This is a genomic window from Neosynechococcus sphagnicola sy1 (genome assembly GCF_000775285.1).
GTDB lineage: Bacteria > Cyanobacteriota > Cyanobacteriia > Neosynechococcales > Neosynechococcaceae > Neosynechococcus > Neosynechococcus sphagnicola.
This window is the reverse complement of the sequence record NZ_JJML01000006.1, coordinates 1-19,653: the sequence shown is the minus strand read 5'-3', so window position 1 is coordinate 19,653 and position 19,653 is coordinate 1. Positions and strand designations below refer to the sequence as shown.

Here is a 19,653-nt window from a genome sequence, read left to right as displayed (position 1 = left end):
CCTGCTACCAATCAGTTAGGGACACCTCGATTAGCTCCATTGATCCCAGTCGTGCAACCAGGTTTTCACCAGCCCCGCAACCTGATCACGGCGAGTTTCAAAGCTCCCCGCCACCCAAATAAACGCAATCCCGACTAAAATCCCAATCACCCATTTTAAGAAGGCTAACTTGAAGATCAACAGCACTAACTGATAGAGGGTATGCAGCATAAATATGGCGGTGCCTACGTACAGATAGGCTCTGACGCGCAAGGCAAGTCCGGCAACAATGGCAACCAGGCTTAACCCCCAGGGAATAAGTCCAAACCCGGTTTGGGTGAATAACCCGATGACCTCAATGAGGCCGATACCGAACAGCCGCAGCAGATGCCGTTTCCCCTTAGATTCCGGTGCTTGCAACCCTGGATCAACCTCCGCAATGTACAGCAGCGACAATCCCAAGGGGATGACATACCAGAGCGGATCGTGCAGCCGCAGATCTCGGAACCAGCGCCAACAGGACCAATCGATCAGTAGCACGCTGAGGTAAGTTAACCGCCGATTGTTCAGCCGTCGGGCAACCCAGGTATAGTATGCAGCAACTACCAACAAACTGATGGAGTGGATGCTGCCGCTGGTCATGATCACGATCACGAAGGGCAAGCCCAGGCCAGCGCGCCGCCAAGGCTGCTGCGGCCACCCCCAAGCCTGCCAGGGAAGCTTGAGCAGCAGTGCCCCTACCCCACAGGCGATCGCCGCTATCCACGGGTCAAAAATCCAGAGCTGCTGCCAGAGTAGGCGGGCATAGAGGGCGGTCACCAACCCCTCAACCAGTCCCAAATATACCCAGGTTTTCAGGCCAGACTCTGCTATTTGACCCCGTCCTTGGCCGAGGGCATAGCCAGACAGCAGCACACTAATCCCCATTCCCAGACCTTTGAGGTCAGGCCGCTGGATCAGAGAAGACAAAATGGCGGTTCCCAGCAATCCACTCCCCAGCCCCCAATGCCAATGAGCAGAGATCGCTAGCATCCCTGAGTTCAGGCGTAGCCAAGGTAGCCGTTGAGTGGCCAACAGCCAATAGACGAGGGTAATCAATGCCGCCACCCCTGCGAGGACAATCAGGCCATCGGCCAAGGCTCCCCCAGATGCTTTCAGGAGTCGATAGATGACTAATTCGTACCAAGCAAGGGTAATGCCTAACAGGGAGCAGTACTGCAACCCACGCCATGGGGAGGGTCTGCTAGCAACGCCCAAACCCACCACAGCAGCCCCAAGGGTCATCAGTCCTGTCCAGGGGGTGAATTGCTCCCAGCGGAGACCCATTGCCAGCAATGCATAGAAAAGCGGCAGCAACCTTAACCCGGATTGAATGTCCCTAGAGGGTTGGCGGGTGAGCCAGACTTCCCCCCCCAGCCAGAGCAGCAGTGCTAACCCCATATTGGAGATCGCCAGATCTAAGATCGAACCCTCCGATCGGACAATGGCCGCCGCCATTACCAGCTCAAAGGCGGCATTGGCCGCTACCAAACTCCAGAGAGTGGGTTGTCGCCAACTCCGCAGCAACACAGCCACCCCCAATAAGCCGCTACTGACCAGACAGGTATTGGCAGCAGGTAACTGGTGGGTATAGGCCAAGGCTGTATGGAGCAGGAGACCGACCCAGGTCAATCCCCAGAGGGCGATCGCCCAGCCATCTACCGCCGGAACATAGAGGCGAGCAAGGGGTTGAGTCGGACTGCGGCGGCGTAACCAGGTATGGAGCAGCCACAGCCCCGTAACAGTGATCGCCCCTGTGAGCAACCAATCGGTAAATTTCAGGACGGGCAACCGGGGGGGAGCTTCCAGGAGGAAGAGAAGGAGGACACTCAAGCCAAACCCCACCGTCACCACCGCGGCAGCAATGCGTTGTAAGCAGCGGGTGTTGACCAGCATCACCAGGGTAGCGACCCCGACCCCCAGCAGCCGTTCTCCGGGTACCCATAGGGTCAAACTCTGAGCAACCACCAATGACATCAGACTGAGCCAGAGGGTAAAGTTCCGTCGCCCTGGAACATTGGTGTAGCGGCCTACCAGGGTCAAACCCAGCGGCACTAGAAACCAAAGTAAGCCACCGCCGAGATCGCTATTGGGGTCAAACTGACTAAAGAACAGACCATAGAAGCTTGGCACTGCCAGGACAAGACCAAAGTGCCAGCCACTGCGCTGCCACAGGGTTTCTGCGCTGCTAGGGGGAGCCGTGGCAGCGGTCAGCCACCGCCGAGTCATTGCCCCCCCGAGACTCCCGACCCACTCCAGGAGCAGGATCAACACCAACAGACCACACCAGGTTTGCAGCCCCAGATCTGGCCATCCCCAGCGGATCACACTGATCAGTGCTGCCAACCCAGTGGCATGGGTGAGATAAACCAGTCCAGACTGCTGAGAGCGATTGCGGGTTTGAGTCACCACTGCCAAAGTGATGGTCGAAAGCACTAGGTTTACCATCCGCAGGGTCGGATTTACCAGACTGATCAGGGTGAGGATCACACCAATGACCAGGGCCAGTCGCTGGGTGAAATTTGCCATCCCCGATTGTCGCTGGCGATGAAGCCATTCCCCAAACCCCAGCACTCCTAAGAGGTAGGGAAACCAGCCCAGACTCAGCAACGCGGTCGGGGGTATCGCTGGCCAACGTCAGGTGTGCCAGCGTGGTGAACACCTGCTGCCGCAACGCGGTGGGAAGCCCCTGCCAGAGGGGAAACACCATCACGGCCCCAATGAAGAACATCCCCGCGAGTTCTAACCGGAATCCCCGTTGTTGCTGATCCCTCGGGGGACTTAAGGGGCCAACCAGGGAGATCCCCAGTGCTAAAAACCAGATTCCCAATCCACCGACGGCGATCGCCTGCCAGGGCAGTTCTGGAGCACAAAGAACCCACCCCAGATAGAGCAAGCCGACCCCCCAGCCAACGAAAACCGCTGGCACTGAGGAAGAGAGGATCTGGGGGCAGTGAACTACCAGCTGGCTTCTGCCGCTGCCGAGACTGTTGTTGGGCGGCCAACCAACCCAGCAGCCACCCTAATGTGGCAATGGCCAACCCTAATTCAGGTCTCCAGGCTGTCGTTGCGATCGCCATGGCTCGCAGCAGCAGGATCACCCAGCCATAGAGGACAATACCAATGGCTAAGGGCATCAGGGGCTGAGATCGCTGCCTTCCCTGATGCAGGATCACGGCGATCGCCGCCAGGGTTGCGAGATAAACCGCGACAATCGGCAGACCTGTCACCCCCCAGCCCCAGTGGAGAAAATTGCTGCCCATGCTCACCCACCGCATCGACTTGGTGACCGTCTCTAAGCCTCGGTTGAAAACCCAACTCAGGGCGATGGCGGCAACCGCACTGATCAACCAACCCAGGGGATGACTCCACACCCTCAGACTGTCGATCGCCCAAAAGTTGACGGGGATCAGTAACAGCCCTACAAGGCGCAACGTCTGGGTCGTCAAATGTAAATTTTGCTGGCGTCCTGCCCAAAGACTCGCACCCCAAAACCCGAAGGTATAGACCAACAGCACCAGGTATTGCCCCGGTGCTGAGAAGCGTTGCCACTGACTCGCCGCCAATACTCCTGAGGACAGTACCACCAGGAAGACCCCCAGCAGCAACAGCCATACCACACTCAGCTCTGCCCCCAACCGCTGGAACAGGATACTCAAGAAGTTGGAAGCAGGAGATCGCGTTGGTTGGGTCGCCGCAGCTGCAGGGGCAAAATCCGTTGCCGATGGTTGGGTGGGGGCAAACTCCTGTTGGGGTTGTAAAGCCACCGCTGGAGTCGGAAGCGCTGGCACAGGCACTGCACAGGTGAGGTGCTCCCGACACAACCGCCGCAGTTGCTGTTCTGAGAGCAGTCCCAGTTTCACCCAGGCGGCCAGACCTGCCAGCAATTCTGGATGGGTTGCCGATAATGCCACCGCCAAGTTGAGATCAGCTTCAGGCAATAGCCCCAGATCTCGCCAGACTGCCAAGCCCTCCAAGAGTTGCGCCTGATGGCTACCAGCGTGGATTTGCAATTGCAGGGGACGATCTGGTTGAGCACTCATGCCAGCAGCGAGAAATAGCAGGATACTTCATCATCGCCTGAGCGATGATCAATCGCCGTTTTCCGGGGGACACTTCACCCAAAGGATCTCTACGTCCCATGAGGGAGTCAATCCAGCACTGTCAATTGTCCCAGATGGGCAACCCCAGGGTGATCGCTGTCCGATCTCTCAACGGTACAAATCACCTGCGATCGCACTTGGGAACAGGAACACCTCCGCGCCAGCCAATCATAGTTTTGTTTAGAACTCTCTGAGGGTCGAAGACTATCCCTCAGGGGCAGGGTGATCCTATGGCACGGATTGAAGAATGCCAGGGCGACGGAGATCGTCAAGGCAAGCACTGCCTGTACAAAACAACACGGTCTTTAACTCGGCAATTAATACCTGTACCAGGGTGTCCAGGGCTGCTTCTGAGTCATGGGCGGCTCTGAGAAAGGGCCAGGCCAAGCCTGCTAAATCTGCACCCAGGGCGATGGTCTTGGCTGCGTCCAGCCCATTCCGCAGCCCACCGGAGGCGATCAGGGGAATTTCTGAGGAGATCGCCCGAATCGTGGTAATGCACTCAGCGGTTGGTAGACCCCAATCGGCGAAGGTAATTCCCAGCCGCTGCTGGATAGGGTCAGTGGCCCGCTCACTTTCAACCTTGGCCCAAGAGGTACCCCCCGCCCCAGCGACATCAATGGCGGCTACACCCGCCGCGATCAACTGAGCCGCCAACGAGGCGGAAATACCATTCCCGACCTCTTTAACAATCACAGGTACGGGTAATTTTTGGCAGAGGGTGGCAATGGTCGCCAACAACCCACGGAAATTGGTATCTCCTTGGGTTTGTACACACTCCTGAAGGGGATTCAAGTGCAAAATCAGGGCATCGGCTGCCAGCAGATCCACGACCCGCAGGCACTCTTCTAACCCATAGCGATAGTTCAGTTGCACTGCCCCGAGGTTGGCAAACAGGGGAATGTCGGGAGCCAGCGATCGCACCTCGAAGGTTGGTGACAACTGAGGATTTTCCACGGCAACTCGCTGGGAGCCTACCCCCATGGGAATTTGATACCGCTGAGCTACCGCTGCTAGACGATAGTTAATCTCCCGAGCCAGTTCTGTTACCCCCCGTCATGGAGGAAATCAGTAGCGGTGCGCCGAGGGATTTGCCCAAGAAGGTGGTCTGTACCCGGATGTCGTTGTAGTCTAGCTCCGGCAGGCAACAATGGGTGAACCGATAGCGCTCTAGACCAGTGGTCACCTCTCGACACTGGACGGTGTCCCCGAGACAAATCCGCAGGTGATCGGCTTTGCGAGTTTGAGTAGCGTCGAGGGACTCTACCAGCTCCCCTACATGGGACGTCGTTTCTTGCTGATTGAACGCCTTCACCGTTGCATCGATAGGTTGAAAAATTGCTTCTCCACCTTAGCACCCGTGACCTTTGGGTTGGAGCCAGGGACTGCCATCGGGGGAGGTGGATTCAGCTCAGCCACAGCAGCCCGACCAGCATCACCATGGCACTGCCAAGCGCCACCCAGAGGAACTGATTATCCTGGGTGTTGACCTGACTCAGATCCACCGGCTCCGGCAACATCGGGGGACGCTGAGGTTTAGTCGGGCGTTTTTTGGCGGGGACTTGAGCATAGAAAGCCGGAGCTTCATTGTCCGCAAGTCGGCTGAGGTCGGGAATTTTGGTTAACCATTCCGGTCGCCGCACCAGCTGGGGCGCTTCCAAGATATAGAGCAGGCGACGACTCTGTTTGCGGGTTTCCCAGTGGGGATGACGGGTTAACTGCCGACAGAGGGCGATCGCTTCGGCTCTTTGCCCAGTGGCTTCGTAGGCCGTCACCAACCAAATTTGAACTTCCCCCCCCAATCGGGAGTTGCGGGCGAGCAGGGCAACGGCTTTCTCTAAATGTTGAACCGATTGCCGGTAATCTCCGCGCTCAAAGGTGGCTTTCCCTGCCTGGTATTGCGTTTGTACCCGTCGTAAATCTTCAGCAGCGTCGTCGGAATTCATGGGGAATGGATCATGACCAAGGAAAAAGACAGAAATTGCCAAATCGGAGGGTGCAGAAATTTTTACTGCTCCTATTGTCTACTTTAAGATTGATCAAGGGCTCCTGTCCCCCTTGGGGTTTGCCTCTACACTGAGCCATAACCGTTGTACAAGACCTGGGAAAACCTTGGAGTTACTGCTGCTGCAATTTAATGGGGGAGGACTTTGTTAACCATCACCTGCACGTCTCTGTCGGGCGGACAAGGGAAAACGACGACGACCCTCTTGCTGGGCAGATATCTGGCGCAATTGGGATATCGGGTGCTGATGGTGGATGCCGACCCCCAATCGAGCCTGACGTTCTATTTGGGCTATGAAGTGCAGCCGCAACAGCCCACCTTACTCGAGGTGTTAAAGCGCCAGGTCAAGGTTGAAGATGGCATTTATGAAGTCGAGCCGCAGATCTGGTTGATCCCCTCCGATGATGCCCTGGATGGGATTCAAGAATTTCTGTCCAGCAGTGGCATGGGAGCGGTGACCCTGAAAAAGCGTCTGAAGGAGGTGGCGGATCTGTTTGAGGTCTGTCTTGTGGATGCGCCCCCCCGAGCGATCGCAGATCAGTCTGACGGCGGTGGGGGCTGCGGATGTGGTAGTGATTCCCTCGGAGGCATCCAGTAAAGGGGTCAACTCCCTGATGCGAACCCTCGAACTGATTCAAGAATTAACAGCGGTGGATGCCTTCACCGGACAGATTCTGGGGGTGTTACCCTTTCGCGATCGCTGGTTGGGACGGACTCAAACCAATCAGAGTCGCCGTAGTATTGAGGTGATGCAAGATATAGCGGGAGCGATCCCCCTGCTACCTTCGATTCTGGAATCGGAACAGTATAAGAAAGCCATCGATCTGGGGATCACCCTCACCACCCTGGGGCATCCCCAATTAGAATATCCCTTTGAGCAAATTGTGAAGTTACTGAGGTCAACATGGCTGGAGACGCACTCGATAGGTTAAAAAACCGTACTAGAAGCTCGGTTCCCCCCCGTGATGCGTCGCTGGTTGACGTGCATCTTGATCCGCCTGCCCCGATCACCCCCACGGATATCGCTCCAGCGATCGCTCCGTCCAGCCCTCTGGCTGCGGTTGGGCAACCCGCACTTGCCCCCCTCGATTCCGTTGATCACCCGCTCCGTTGGCTGTGTTCTGAGGCACAGATCACCAAAGAGCAATTGGCAGAAGCCGCCTACATTGTGTGTGTCAAGCAACCCCAAGTGATGCAGGAGATTGTGCAGGTTGCTCGCCTCCGAGCCCAAGAGCAAAAACATGCCGAGGAACTCAAGCGCCTCAAAACCCTGGACAGTCAATCCAAACAGGACAGTATTTCCCTGTGGTTGTTGTGATTGCTCAACCATCCGGCTATTGAGTCTGAACATCAACGGATTCCACTGATGAAAAAGTCCGGGATCAATATCCCGGACTTTACACTGCCTACATAACCGTGAGGCTGCTTCCCTCTCGGGTGCTACAGCACACCGAGGCTTGACAAGCCTAAGATAGTACCAGCACCCAAAATATGCCCAAAACAGGTAGTGCCAATCACCGCCGGTAATCCAAAGCCACCAAACAGGTTAGCTGAAGGCATCGCCGGTTCTGCATTCGGCTGCTGAATCGACACCTTAGCAATGGCGATCGCCAGGATATTACAAAGAATCATTACTAATCCCACCAAGGGGGTCCATTCCAGGGTAGGAGGGGTAACAGCGAGTAAGGTTGAAGTCAACAATGGATTCACTCCTTCGATTTATTTAAGATTGAAAATCTTTAGGTAAAGATTTACCAAAAATCGCAACCTGTCAGGATATATCGCATTAATAGTTAATATCTTTGCCCAGCAGTGGCAATGCTTGGTAGATCTGCCAGCAATGCCCCGTGTGTCTCAATAAGGTTACTTCCTCAGCCAGGAACTCAAAACGCAGCGATCGCTGCTGAAACTCTGCCCAGGCAACCTGGAAATAGGTGGGGGTCAAATCCCGAAAGGCTATGGTCACATGGGGGATAAAGGATCGCTGAGGAGCAACTGTATCCGTGATCCCCAACTGGGCGGTCAGGTGTGCTTGCAGTGCCTGCTGGAGTGCTAGTAATCCTGGGGTTTGGTCAACGTGAATGTAGATCACCCTGGGGGGAAACGCAGCAAATCCCTCCAGCACTAGGGGCACAGGCCGCTCAATAGCGGCAAATTCCTGGATAGAGGCTACCAAATTATCCACCTGAGACAGCGGCCATTCAAAGGGGGGGTGCAGAGTAATGTGGGGGGGCGATCTCAGGGCAGCGCGACTGCGATACTGATGGGCAACCTGCTGCTGGAGATCTTGAGCCACCGTTGTAATGGCGGGGGGCAGCAGTAAAGCAATAAAAAACCGTTGGTTAGCTGTGTTCAACATCCGTTCTCGGTTTTGGCGAAGTTAAACTCCCCTAGGTAGGGGGGATGACAAATCATTGGTATCACTGCTAAACCAAGGTTAGAGGATGTCTCAGATGTCTTATCAGTTGCGACCAAAAGCATGAATCCATCTCCAGATCCTGGGCTACCTGATCATGCTCTGACATCACAGCAGCAAGCGGAGCAAATTCGGGACTTGCAAACACAGCTGAGTCTACTTCGGCGCACCAACGACTGCCTGTGCCGGGAAAATTCTGACCTGAAACGGGGGCGAGAGGCGTTAATGACACGACTCAGCTTGATCGAAGATGCCCTACGCTTACAGCAAAATCAACCGAACGGTTCTGGCACCACCGAGCATGATCACCGAGAGTTCTTCTCTGATGCCGATCACTGGCTGTTGACCACGTCTCGAGCCGATTACAGTGTGCTCAAAACCTTCTTGGCTCAAGCAGCTTGGGAAGAAGCTGACCGCGAGACCCAACGCCTGATGTTACAAATTGCGGGTACTGAGGCTCAGGGGTTGGGTTTTCTCAGTGCTGAACAGATTGATGAATTTCCCTGCCTGGATTTAAAAACTCATCAATAAGCTGTGGACAATTTACTCCAACCGCAAGTACGGCTTCATGGTACAGCGGGAAATTTGGACGAGAACCCAAAGTGCTCGAAACCTCTGGCAGAACCCGGAGTTTGAGGGCTACTATCCCCAACGAGAAGGATTGGGGCAATCCCTCTCTCGGCGGTTGTTGCGGTGCGCGCTGGATGATTTTTGAACGCTCCAGCGATCGCAGCAACTCGGTGATTTTACAGATCTTACCCGCAACTTACCTGCATCCCAGCTGCCATCTCTAAGGTGTCCTGGGGGCCGACACCCGTGTGATAAGCGGCTAGGAGTACCTCGCTGGTTTTCCCCCAGGCGATCGCCCCTGTGGCATCGAGGGCGATGGCTCCGAAATCCCGTTGGCGCAGTTGGGCTTCTTGAAAGGAGCGCTCTAGGGCAGCTACCAGGGACAGTCCATCGGTGACTCTGACGACAATCCGGGCGGCCAAACATTCATCGATAATATCCTCACCAATGCCCGTACAGCTCACCGCCGCCTCAGCCGTGGCATAGTTCCCCGCAGGCATAGCCGAATCACTTACCCGGCCAATGCGTTCAAAGCCCTTCCCCCCTGTGGAGGTACCCGCAGCTAATTGACCTTGACTGTCTAGCGCCACCACCCCAATCGTGCCCGTCCCCGCAGGTTCAGCAACTACTCCCGCCATGGTACGACTGAAATTCTGTTGCCGTTCGGCCAGCCATTCCTGGAGTCGCAAATCCGTCAGGGGATTGTAGATCGGGAGTTGGAGTTCTCGCAGGAGTTCAGCACTGCCGTAATCAGAGAGCACGCGATCGGGACTATCCTGCAAAAACTCAGCCAATTCGATGGGATTTTTCACCCGCGCGGTGTTGATCACCCCACTAAAGCGCTGGGCACCACCATTCATTAACGAGGCACTCATGCGAATCTGCCCATCGGATTGCAGCACTGAACCTGTGCCAGCATTAAAGCGGGGGTTATCTTCTAGGAGTTGACAACCCCGCACCACCGCAGCCTGAGCACTCGCCCCGGTCGCTAACAGGGCATAAACTGCTTCCAGAATCTCGAACAGGGATTGGCGCACGGCCTCAACCCCTCCCTTGCCTTGTAAAGAGCTTCCGGCTCCCCCGTGAATAATCAGCTTGGGTTGTACTTGCTTGAATGACATGTGGGCAATCCTGAGATCGGGTCAATGAAAAATTACGCAGCAGCAGGATCAAGTATCCTACAAGGCTGGGGACTTTCATCCAACTGAAATGATGGGGCAAGGAGCCTTGGGGCAGGGGGGAATTCCGCTAGAACCCAAAACTGCCTGTATTGCGATTTGCTAGGTTCTATGATCTTTTTTATCGATGATGGTCAGACATGCTTCCGTATGAAACAGTATAGAAGAAATCATGATCTCGACCCCTTGTTGGTCAAGGGGGAAGAGGCACACTCTCCAGCATGGTTCCCGGTTTTTCGGAAGAGTTGTCAATTCATTAAAAAGGGGGTACTCCTATGAACTTAGAAGAAAAAGCCAGAGAGCAGTTGACTCAAACCCGTCAACAAGACGAACATTTGCAAGAAAACCTGGTGGAACGGGCGACGGAAGAATTTTCCCAGGCGATCGGATCTGTGGAAGAAGAGGCTCGTGAACGGTTAGCTAAGACCCGTCAGGAAGCAGACCATCACCAAGCAAATTTGGTGGAACGAGCAGCGGAAGAGGTGGGATTAGGCACTAGCAACACCGACAATTAGGCATTTAATTTCGCGATCGGCAAGAGAAGGGATGGTTTCTCTCTTACAGCCAAAAAACCAAGCATAGAGGCTGTATAGTCTCTAGGGGCCAATAATAATTGTGATCCAATTTTTGGAGATTAATGTTATGGATCAGGAAATATCCTTGTCTAATCTAGAAAAAGTACAGCAACTAAAAATAAATCCTGAACTTTCTAGTATACATGCACAAGTTATTCTTAATTTAATGAGACAGATTTTACAAATAAACGCTAATGAGCCATTTGATACAATTTTCCAAGCTTTTGAGTCCGGAGATTATGGATATTTTCGTCTCGCATTTAGAAGAGACACCGGAGACTCCGATGAGGAAAATTCTCTATGGTTAGAGTTTGTGAAAGTCCGCCATGATTCACAGTTTAAGCCTCAATTAATTAACGTTATGGATCACCTTGGGGTTACACCTAACCCTTGACGTTCAATTCTTCCAAATAAAAAGGCTGGGGTGATCATGGTGGGATTAGCGTGCTTATGCGATCGCGGTTATTCAGAGTCCCAAGATTGTTTTTTGCCGTAGCCCCTACGCTACATTTTTATCCACTAGCCAGGAAGAACCTTTCTGGGGGAAACCAACCAATCGACCTGATGTCTCTTCCATAAACCATTCTTAAGTAGGAAGATTTGCTGATCGATGATGGAACCAGAACCCGCACCATGGGTGCCCGAACCCACCCATGATGGCTCTTTTACCTTCTTCTCTCCAGAATTTGGCGAACATTTTCACAGTCGTGAAGGTGCAAAAACTGAGGCGTTGTTCAAATTTGTCCAGGCAACTGGTCTGGAGCAGCGAGCTTCTCAGCAAACCCTGAAGCTATTGGATGTCTGCTATGGACTCGGCTACAACACGGCGGCGGCGTTAGAGACCATCTGGCGCATTAACCCCCGTTGCCAGGTTGAGGTCTATGGATTGGAGCTAGATGAGACGGTGCCCCGAGCGGCGATCGCCCCCCCTTTGATTGATAGCTGGTCACCCGCAGTGCAAACGGCCTTGAAGGCGATCGCCCATGACTATGGGTATCAAACCTCTGGACTACAGGCAACATTACTGATCGGTGATGCCCGTCAAACCATCCAACAACTCAACCAGTGGGGCTGGCAAGCCGATACCATTTTCTTCGATCCATTTTCGCCCCGGCGCTGCCCCCAGCTATGGACCATCGAGTTTTTAGGGCAGGTGGGGCGCTGTCTTGCGCCCAAGGGCAAATTTGCCACCTATTCCCGCTCGGCAGCGGTACGGACAGCCCTTTTAGCAGCAGGGCTATGTTTGGGCACGATTCCTGTTGGGGAGCGTCATCGCTCCCATGAGTGGTCTTACGGGACGGTGGCGGCGTTTGATCCCCAGAGCTTACATCCACTCTCCCCCATGGAACAGGAGCACTTGCAAACTAGGGCGGCAATTCCCTATCGTGACCCCCACCTGGACGATGTCGCGGCAATGATTCTGCAACGGCATCAAGCGGAGCAACAGCACTCCTCCTTAGAATCAACCTCTCAGTGGCGACGTCGCTGGAGCATCCGATAAACCCAAATGCCTGGAATAGAAGATGCCGATCGGGGGTATCAATGCCCAATATACTGATCGCAGTCTGACATCAGTGGTAGGCTTTCCTATAATTGGGATAATCATAAATATTCCTCAAATCTCCCGATATTCAAGTCTTTTCTAGACACCGTGATGCAGAATCCCTGATGGCTGTTACCTTTACTCCCACGCAATTCACGGTTGCAATTGCACCTGAGAGGTCTACCTGAGAGGGCGATCGCCCTTGCTGTTTCCAGACATTTGCGATCGCTTGATGGGATTTCATGCCATCATGATTTTCGCTGCGACCATGGGGTTACGTATGTTAATGCTCTTGTTCTATGTCAAATCTGAACTTTATGCGATCGAGAGTTCTTCCATTGTTGCCATTATCCCTAAAGTTAGTCTGCGAAAAGTCCATCACTTGCCTGAATATGTAGCTGGGATATTCAACTATCGGGGAACCATCTTGCCGGTGATTGATTTGTGCCATCTAATTCAGGGAAGTCCGAGTCATTCCCACTTGAGTACCCGGATTATGATTGTTAATTACACCAGTCCCGATGGCACCCTCAAACAATTGGGCCTGATGGCTGAGCGAGTTACGGAAACCTTAAATCGATCGGAAGATGAAATTGTGGATTTAGGTGTTCGAGTTGATGCTGCCCCTTACTTGAGTGGCACTATCATAGATAGCAATCGCATTATTCAATGTATTAAACTGGAGTGCTTATTCAGTGACCCTCGGCATACTAATTTACTCACAGGTAGTGAAAATTAATCTGAAATCTGAAATTCTATAGAGTCTAATTAACAACATACTATTGACATCAAATTCCCCCATGTTGAACAAAATTACCAACCGAATACTGTTAGGATTCTCAGCTCCCTTGGCTTTTTTGTTGCTACTGGGTGCCAGCATTTATGCCAGTACCGAAAACTTAATTCAACTGCAACGGAACTCAGAGGAAACAACCAGAGAAATACAGATTTTACATATATTTGCCTATGACCTTGCCCGTCTGATTTCCTCAACTCGAGGGTCAGTTCTTGCGCCAAAAGATCAGGCATTCCGCGATGCCTATATCTCGGCACGAGAGGCGATGCTGAAGCATGAAAAAAAACTCTCAATATTCTGAGGGAGCCGGAGCTACAGCAATCGCTGGATGAAATACTCCGGATCGAAAGTGAGTTTGATCGCCTGACTTCTGAGGTTTATTTATTACTCGATAACAACCAGATAGAGGAAGCAAGACGGCTAATTTTGCTCCCGAGGGTTGCCAAAATTGAAACATCTCGCATCACTGCTGAGAAAATTTTAAGCCAGAGGATTCAGGAAAATACAAAAGCCAGTGAGCAGGCAGGACAATTCCTGCGCTTACTGGTTTTAGTTGGGACGGCCTTAACGATTCTGGCCATTGTTTTATTTGGATTATGGGCAATTTTACCGATTCGGCGGCAGCTTCCTAAAGTTGTGCACGCAGCCGAGAATATTGCTGCGGGTGATCTGACTCAACCGATCATGGTTACACAGGACAAGAGTGAGATTGGTCAACTGATGGTGGCTTTCCAGCGCATGGAGAAGCATTTACATTCCCTGATTTATCAAACACAAAAATCCGGTGTCCAGATCAGTACCTCTGTCACCCAAATTGCTGCTGCCGGGAAGCAACTCGAAGCCACAGTTGCGGAACAACTCGCCTCTACGAACGAGGTCACCGCCAATGCCCATCAAATTGCGGCCTCGGCTAGAGAGCTCGTGAATACCATGGAGCAAGTAGCGGAGCTATCGCAATCAACAGCCCTGGCAGCGGGAGCCAGTCAGGAAGATTTGACCCACATGGAGTCCGTGATGCGGAAGCTGTCGGAAGCAACCCAGTCAATCGCCACCAAATTTGGTGTCATGAGTGAGAAAGCCAGCAATATTAACAGCGTAGTTACCGCCATTAACAAGGTTGCAGATCAAACCAATCTGTTGTCATTAAATGCCGCGATCGAAGCTGAAAAAGCTGGAGAATATGGCGCAGGTTTTGCCGTAGTAGCACGGGAAATTCGCCGACTGGCAGATCAAACTGCGGTTGCAACCTTGGAAATCGCCCAAATGATTAAGGAGATGCAGTCAGCAGTCTCGACGGGCGTGGTAGAAATGGATAAGTTCAATCAGTCAATGGTTCTGAGCGTTGCCGATGTCGGCCGAATCAGCGACCAGATTGCTCGGGTCATTCACCAAGTACAGGGACTCACCCCCCAGTTTGACCAGGTGAACCAAACAATGGAGGAACAATCCCTGGGGGCACAGCAAATCAGTGAGGCTATGGAGCAACTCAGTGAAGCCTCTCAGCAAACGGCGGATGCCTTGCGAGAAACCAACCAGGCGTTGGAAGGGCTGGATGGCGTCGCCCACGGACTGCGGTCGGAAATAGCCCGATTTAGGACTGCTTAAGGAGGGGGAGGACAGCTGTGGTCATAACAGCGATCGCAACGTTACTGAGTCAAAAAATTGGTTTCGATTCCAGCTCGATTACCCTGAAACGGATTGCCCGAGCGATCGCAACCCGTCAAGCCATCTCTGGACTATCAGATCCACAGACGTATCTGATGCGCGTCCAAGCCTCCTGTGTCGAGTTAGATGCCCTGATTGAGGAACTGGTGGTTCCTGAAACTTGGTTCTTTCGAGATAGCAAACCCTTTGAATATTTGCAGCACTATGTTGCTGATTCTGCCCGCCGTTGGCAAATTCTCAGTGTCCCTTGTTCTACGGGGGAGGAGCCCTATTCCATCGCGATCGCGTTCCTAGAGGCGGGTGTGCCCCCCGAGCGATTTGCCATCGATGCCATTGATATTAGCTATGAATCGATCGCCAAAGCCCAACGGGGTATTTATACCAAGAATTCTTTCCGCGGCAAAGCCTGGATCGATCCCCGCCGCTATTTTCAGCCTACCTCCGAGGGGTTTGAATTGAGTGCGTTTATTCGCCAACGGGTACATTTTCAACAGGGAAATGTGATGACCGTTTTGACCCGTCTGACGAAGCAGTACGACATTATTTTTTGCCGAAATTTGCTCATCTATCTCCACCCAGAAGCCTGTTCCCAGGTCTTACAAGCGATCGATCAGCGGCTGTTGTCGGGAGGGTTGTTATTTCTAGGAGCCTCTGAAACCGGACAACTTGCCACATCCCCCCATTACACTTCCATCCGTCGACCCTTTACCTTTGGTTTCCGTAAAGTTGCAGTGGACTTACTTCCCACCTCTCCGTCTCAAAAGTCACTCAAAAAAAGGACTCAACCAAGACTCTCAGTCCCAAAATCCCCACAATCTGCTCCCAATCTTCGAGAGCAATCCCCCAAGGTAGAAAGGCAGCTAGCCCCCTTGCCACTGCAGAGCCAAGCACCCACGCAATTACAATCTGACCAAGATCTATATGATCTGGACACGGCTAGAACCTTAGCCAATGCAGGGCAATTGACAACCGCCGCAACCCTCTGTCAAACCTACCTGAGCCAGCATCGCACCAGTGCCGCTGCCTACCTCCTATTAGGGCAGATCTACCAGGCCACCAAGGAGGATACCCAGGCAGAGAAATGCTTTCAAAAAGCCCTGTATCTGGAACCTAACTCCCATGAAGCATTGGTTCACTTGGTGTTGTTGAAGCAACATCAGGGCGATCTGATTAGCGCTCAGATCCTTCAGCAGCGGATTCAACGTTTGCAGCACAGTCTTGAAGCGGGAGTGCAGTAGGAGATGTTCCAGAATTTATCCATGCAAGCAAGACTGATCACCGCCTTCATGTTTATGGGGGTGCTGGTGCTCATTGTGGCCTTGTTTGGCTTAAGCAGTAGTTCACAGCTAAGTCAACACATTGATACCTTAGCCAACAACAGCCTACCCAGTATTTCTGGCCTGTGGAAGATCAGGGAAGGTCAAACTCAAATTCAGTCGTCAGAACAAAGCTTGTTGAATATTGATTTAAGCAAAGCCGAGCGGGCAGCTAATGTTGCCCATATGGACTTAGCCTTCAGTCAAATTGAAAATGGGTTCACTCAGTATAACTCTGCTGATATCTCAGACTTAGAGGAGAAAATATACCAAGAATTTCTCCAGAAATGGAAGGTCTGGGAGCAAGCTCATCTGGAGTTTCTACGGCTTAATTTACAATATCAAACGCTAGCAGAACATCATCTGAATGGGGAAGACTCTGGAGCTGCATTGGCAGCTTTTAGACAGCTTCAGGAACGTGGCGAAGCCAATCATCAACCTTTTCTAGAAGCGGCGACGGCCCTCGTAAAGGTATTGAAGGTTAACGAAGATCTGGCGGATGAAACAGAACGTGTTTCGACGAAGGATGTAATTCATGTCAAGTTTTGGGCATTTATTGCCATTCTTCTAGGGCCAGGCACTGCCATCATGTTCGCTATTTTCTTTAGCAATACCATTGCCAAGCCCTTGGGTAAAAAGATTGCTGGGGTAGTAGACATTGCCCAAAAAATCTCTGCCGGAGATCTCACTAGTCAAATTGTCCCCGCTGATCAACGAGATGAAATCGGTCAGTTGCAGAATGCTTTCTACCGCATGAATAAAGACTTAAATTCCTTGGTGCATCGCATTCAGCAATCAGGGAGGCAAATCTCTGAGGCAACTTCACAAATTACTGCATCAGGGAGAGATCTAGAAGCGACCATGGCTGAGCAACTGGCTTCAACCAATCAGGTGACGACAACTGCCTATCAAATTGCTGCCACCTCTAAAGAACTGGTGAAAACCATGGAGCAGGTGGCAGGAATGGCAGACCAAACTGAGATTGCTACAGCCCGCAGTCAAGGGGAACTGAATCGCATGGAAACGGTGATGCGTCAGTTGTTCGAAGCAACTCAGTTAATTTCCGCCAAGTTACAAGTCATGAATGACAAGGCCACCAACATTAGTCGCGTGATCACCACAATTACAATTGTGGCCGATCAGACGAATTTGCTTTCCCTCAATGCGGCCCTCGAAGCTGAAAAGGCAGGAGTATACGGCACTGGCTTTGCGGTTGTAGCGCGGGAAATTCGCCGCCTCGCCGATCAGACCGCCGTCGCGACCCTAGAGATTGAAAAAATGATCAAAGAAATGCAATGGGCAGTTTCGACGGGGGTGGTGGAAATGGGTAACTTCACTACATCCGTTGTTAATAGTGTTGCAGATGTGGGTAGAATTAGCGACCAGATTGCCGAAGCCATCCAGCAAGTTCAGGGGCTGACCCCACAGTTCGAGGAGGTGAGTCAGAGTGTGGAGGAACAATCCTTGGGGGCTCAGCAAATTAGTGAATCCATGGAGCAACTCAGTCAGGTATCGCAGCAAACGGTCGATTCATTGCAAGCCACCAATCGCGCATTAGAACAGCTTGATGATGCTGCCAATGGTCTACGGACAGAAATTTCTCGATTCAAAGTGCTGACTTCTAGAAATGATTGATTTTGCCACGGATACAGCAGGAACGCGATGAATAGTGATTTCCATACAGTCTCAGAAACAGCAGCAATTCCGCTCTTGGATGATTGCTGGAATCGCATTGGGGTCATGGGCGATCGCACCTGTGGTGAACTCAAAACCGTGATTCACTGCCACAATTGTCCCGTCTATTCTGCTGCCGGTCGGAGTTTGCTAGAACGAGCCGCTCCTGCCGCCTATCTCCAAGAATGGACAGAGGTGTTGGCAGCCACCACAGCGCCCCTTTGCCATGGAGAAAGAACCCTTGACCGCGCTACCGATACAATTTCGGTGATTATCTTTCGACTCAGCCATGAACGATTGGCCTTGCCTGTCAGCGTCTTGCAAGAAGTCACCCACCTTTGCCGCATTCATACGGTGCCCCATCGTAGTAATGCCTTGTTTTTAGGCATACTCAATATTCGCGGGGAAATGTTGCTCTGTGCCTCCCTGAGCCATTTGTTGAAGTTAACGCCCCCGGAGGAATTAGCGGCTGGTGTGGGGGGAGACAACCACTCCAAGCGCTTGATTGTCACCGAACACCGGGGGAATCAATGGGTGTTTCCCGTGGATGAGATATATGGAATTTACCGCTTTCACCGATCAGAGTTTCAAGCTCCTCCAGTGGTGATTTCCCAAGCCTCTGAGACCTACACTCAAGGCGTGCTAACCTGGCAAACCGAGAACGTGAATTTTCTCGATGCCGATCTATTGTTTTCCACCTTAAATCGGCAAATTTTTTAAGTATCAATGGGCAACCTCGGAGGAGAGCTTGTGACGGAAACTGGACGCGACATCAAGGAACTCTCCCTGTGGGACTTATTTCGGTTAGAAGTTCAGACCCAAATTCCCTTGGTGAGAGCAGGATTGTCCGCACTGGATGAAGGTACATCCTCCCCGTCAGTCATGGAAGCCGGATTAAGTGCGACTCGAACCATTCAGGGTATTGCTAAGCTCCTGGAAGTTGAAGCTGCCGTGAATCTGGCCTCTGGCTTAGAAACCAGTCTGGTAGCACTGCCCCTGACTTCCCGTCCTTCAGATCAATTTGCAACGCTGTGGCGAGGCTTGGATTGGTTGCACCAGATCAGCCAGGTTGAAGAGACGGAACTGCCCGACTGGTTGGCAGCAAACCAACCAGAGATCGCCTCGACCCTAGAAGCGATCGCCCATGATTTACATCCCGGCCAGCGACCCTCACCCCCTGAACTCCCCCTAGAGATCGCGATCGCATCCCTGCCCCTAGCCGTCCCGGAATCAGCCCCCAGGGAGATTGCCGAGGCCACCCCTGAAGAGCCTGCCAGTCTTGGGGATACGTCGATGCTAGACCTATTCCGCCTAGAGGTGGAAGCCCAGGCCAATATTTTGAACACAGGGCTGCTAGCCTTAGAAGCTCAGACCCACTCCCCCCAAGCATTGGAGTCGCTGATGCGGGCTGCTCACTCGATCAAAGGAGCAGCAAGGGTTGTCTCCATTGATGCCGCCGTCCATCTGGCCCATGTGATGGAAGATTGCTTTGTCGCTGCCCAGAATCAGAAGGTGATGCTGGACGCGGATGACATTGATCAGTTACTCCAGGGCGTCGATTTACTGTTAGGGATTAGCCAGACCGAACCCTCTGATCTCCAGCAGTGGCTCCATCAGCAGCAAGAAACCCTAGATGCTGCAAAGCAACGCATTGCTGCGATTTTGATGGTTGCTAAAAAGCCTAGCAGCTTCTCCTCCCCTCCCCCTCCCTCGGCCCTGGTTACAGCCTCTCCCCTCCCCCTCACCCATGTGCCCCCGAAGGACACCAGCCTTCTCCCTCCCTCCCCCCAGATA

At 52.7% G+C, this 19,653-nt stretch carries 22 protein-coding genes and 1 pseudogene; 15 read left to right on the top strand and 8 right to left on the bottom strand.

The genetic code is table 11. The features are described from left to right. Window positions 1-30: 30 nt before the first annotated feature. From DO97_RS03230 to DO97_RS03215, 5 genes and pseudogenes are all read right to left on the bottom strand, one after another. Window positions 31-2,628, bottom strand: a complete 2,598-nt coding sequence (locus tag DO97_RS03230; protein ID WP_036531111.1) for a hypothetical protein — start codon at window positions 2,626-2,628, stop codon at window positions 31-33. Beyond that, window positions 2,622-4,061 carry a hypothetical protein gene (locus tag DO97_RS03225; protein WP_036531109.1) on the bottom strand — a complete coding sequence of 480 codons (1,440 nt, stop codon included), beginning with the start codon at window positions 4,059-4,061 and terminating at the stop codon, window positions 2,622-2,624. The genes DO97_RS03230 and DO97_RS03225 overlap by 7 nt, the downstream gene beginning before the upstream one ends. 107 nt (window positions 4,062-4,168) lie before the next feature. Next, window positions 4,169-4,393: a hypothetical protein gene (locus tag DO97_RS23610; RefSeq protein WP_156120409.1), complete on the bottom strand. Its 225-nt coding sequence runs from the start codon at window positions 4,391-4,393 to the stop codon at window positions 4,169-4,171. Further along, window positions 4,350-5,391: pseudogene (gene fni / locus DO97_RS03220) on the bottom strand (type 2 isopentenyl-diphosphate Delta-isomerase). The gene DO97_RS23610 and the pseudogene fni overlap by 44 nt, the downstream one beginning before the upstream one ends. A 136-nt stretch (window positions 5,392-5,527) precedes the next feature. Next, window positions 5,528-6,067 (bottom strand): bacterial transcriptional activator domain-containing protein, encoded by a 540-nt coding sequence (locus tag DO97_RS03215; RefSeq protein WP_036531162.1) that lies wholly within the window; start codon window positions 6,065-6,067, stop codon window positions 5,528-5,530. 264 nt (window positions 6,068-6,331) lie between these two features. On the opposite strand from DO97_RS03215, the gene DO97_RS25775 reads away from it, so the two are divergent. Genes DO97_RS25775 through DO97_RS03205 form a run of 3 tightly spaced genes read left to right on the top strand, consistent with a single transcriptional unit; the run spans window position 6,332 to window position 7,444 of the window. After that, window positions 6,332-6,724, top strand: a complete 393-nt coding sequence (locus DO97_RS25775; protein ID WP_239651405.1) for a ParA family protein — start codon at window positions 6,332-6,334, stop codon at window positions 6,722-6,724. Next, window positions 6,633-7,058: a ParA family protein gene (locus tag DO97_RS25770; RefSeq protein ID WP_239651404.1), complete on the top strand. Its 426-nt coding sequence runs from the start codon at window positions 6,633-6,635 to the stop codon at window positions 7,056-7,058. Before DO97_RS25775 ends, DO97_RS25770 begins: the two co-directional genes overlap by 92 nt. 50 nt (window positions 7,059-7,108) lie before the next feature. Beyond that, window positions 7,109-7,444, top strand: coding sequence for a carboxysome distribution maintenance protein McdB (locus DO97_RS03205; RefSeq protein ID WP_036531108.1), 336 nt, complete (start codon window positions 7,109-7,111; stop codon window positions 7,442-7,444). A 122-nt stretch (window positions 7,445-7,566) separates the two neighbouring features. Here the strand turns inward: DO97_RS03205 and psaK are convergent, their stop codons facing one another. Together psaK and DO97_RS03195 are read right to left on the bottom strand one after the other, a co-directional pair. Then, window positions 7,567-7,827, bottom strand: a complete 261-nt coding sequence (gene psaK / locus DO97_RS03200; protein ID WP_036531106.1) for a photosystem I reaction center subunit PsaK — start codon at window positions 7,825-7,827, stop codon at window positions 7,567-7,569. 85 nt (window positions 7,828-7,912) lie between these two features. After that, complete coding sequence (locus tag DO97_RS03195) at window positions 7,913-8,485, bottom strand: 2'-5' RNA ligase family protein (RefSeq protein WP_036531104.1); 573 nt, start codon at window positions 8,483-8,485, stop codon at window positions 7,913-7,915. Window positions 8,486-8,605: 120 nt separating this feature from the next. Between DO97_RS03195 and DO97_RS20515 the strand changes: the two genes are divergently transcribed. After that, window positions 8,606-9,073, top strand: coding sequence for a GUN4 domain-containing protein (locus DO97_RS20515; protein WP_052128324.1), 468 nt, complete (start codon window positions 8,606-8,608; stop codon window positions 9,071-9,073). Between the two features lie 37 nt (window positions 9,074-9,110). Further along, a complete protein-coding gene (locus DO97_RS23605; protein WP_239651403.1) occupies window positions 9,111-9,257 on the top strand; it encodes a hypothetical protein in 147 nt (48 codons plus the stop codon). Window positions 9,258-9,297: 40 nt separating this feature from the next. On the opposite strand, the gene DO97_RS03185 is transcribed toward DO97_RS23605, so the two are convergent. Continuing rightward, entirely contained in the window at window positions 9,298-10,233 is a 936-nt protein-coding gene (locus DO97_RS03185; RefSeq protein ID WP_036531103.1) for an isoaspartyl peptidase/L-asparaginase, read from the bottom strand. Between the two features lie 332 nt (window positions 10,234-10,565). Here DO97_RS03185 and DO97_RS03180 point away from each other — a divergent pair, with 332 nt between their 5' ends. From DO97_RS03180 to DO97_RS24840, 10 genes are all read left to right on the top strand, one after another. Further along, window positions 10,566-10,805, top strand: a complete 240-nt coding sequence (locus DO97_RS03180; protein WP_036531102.1) for a hypothetical protein — start codon at window positions 10,566-10,568, stop codon at window positions 10,803-10,805. A gap of 127 nt (window positions 10,806-10,932) precedes the next feature. Further along, on the top strand, window positions 10,933-11,259 hold the full coding sequence (locus DO97_RS03175; RefSeq protein ID WP_036531101.1) for a hypothetical protein: 327 nt from the start codon (window positions 10,933-10,935) through the stop codon (window positions 11,257-11,259). 216 nt (window positions 11,260-11,475) lie between these two features. After that, the gene (locus DO97_RS03170) at window positions 11,476-12,366 is read left to right on the top strand and encodes a tRNA (5-methylaminomethyl-2-thiouridine)(34)-methyltransferase MnmD (protein WP_036531100.1); all 891 of its coding nucleotides are present in this window, start codon (window positions 11,476-11,478) and stop codon (window positions 12,364-12,366) included. A 244-nt stretch (window positions 12,367-12,610) separates the two neighbouring features. Then, the gene (locus DO97_RS03165; protein WP_239651402.1) at window positions 12,611-13,147 is read left to right on the top strand and encodes a chemotaxis protein CheW; all 537 of its coding nucleotides are present in this window, start codon (window positions 12,611-12,613) and stop codon (window positions 13,145-13,147) included. 61 nt (window positions 13,148-13,208) lie between these two features. Then, window positions 13,209-13,505: a hypothetical protein gene (locus DO97_RS23600; RefSeq protein WP_036531098.1), complete on the top strand. Its 297-nt coding sequence runs from the start codon at window positions 13,209-13,211 to the stop codon at window positions 13,503-13,505. A 125-nt stretch (window positions 13,506-13,630) separates the two neighbouring features. Next, the gene (locus DO97_RS03155; RefSeq protein ID WP_239651401.1) at window positions 13,631-14,809 is read left to right on the top strand and encodes a methyl-accepting chemotaxis protein; all 1,179 of its coding nucleotides are present in this window, start codon (window positions 13,631-13,633) and stop codon (window positions 14,807-14,809) included. A gap of 17 nt (window positions 14,810-14,826) precedes the next feature. Continuing rightward, a complete protein-coding gene (locus tag DO97_RS03150; protein WP_036531097.1) occupies window positions 14,827-16,107 on the top strand; it encodes a CheR family methyltransferase in 1,281 nt (426 codons plus the stop codon). Window positions 16,108-16,110: 3 nt separating this feature from the next. Next, window positions 16,111-17,820, top strand: coding sequence for a methyl-accepting chemotaxis protein (locus DO97_RS03145; protein ID WP_036531094.1), 1,710 nt, complete (start codon window positions 16,111-16,113; stop codon window positions 17,818-17,820). Between the two features lie 27 nt (window positions 17,821-17,847). Then, the gene (locus DO97_RS03140) at window positions 17,848-18,579 is read left to right on the top strand and encodes a chemotaxis protein CheW (RefSeq protein WP_036531093.1); all 732 of its coding nucleotides are present in this window, start codon (window positions 17,848-17,850) and stop codon (window positions 18,577-18,579) included. Window positions 18,580-18,609: 30 nt separating this feature from the next. Continuing rightward, a partial coding sequence (locus tag DO97_RS24840) for an Hpt domain-containing protein (protein WP_239651399.1) occupies window positions 18,610-19,653 on the top strand: 1,044 nt, incomplete at its 3' end.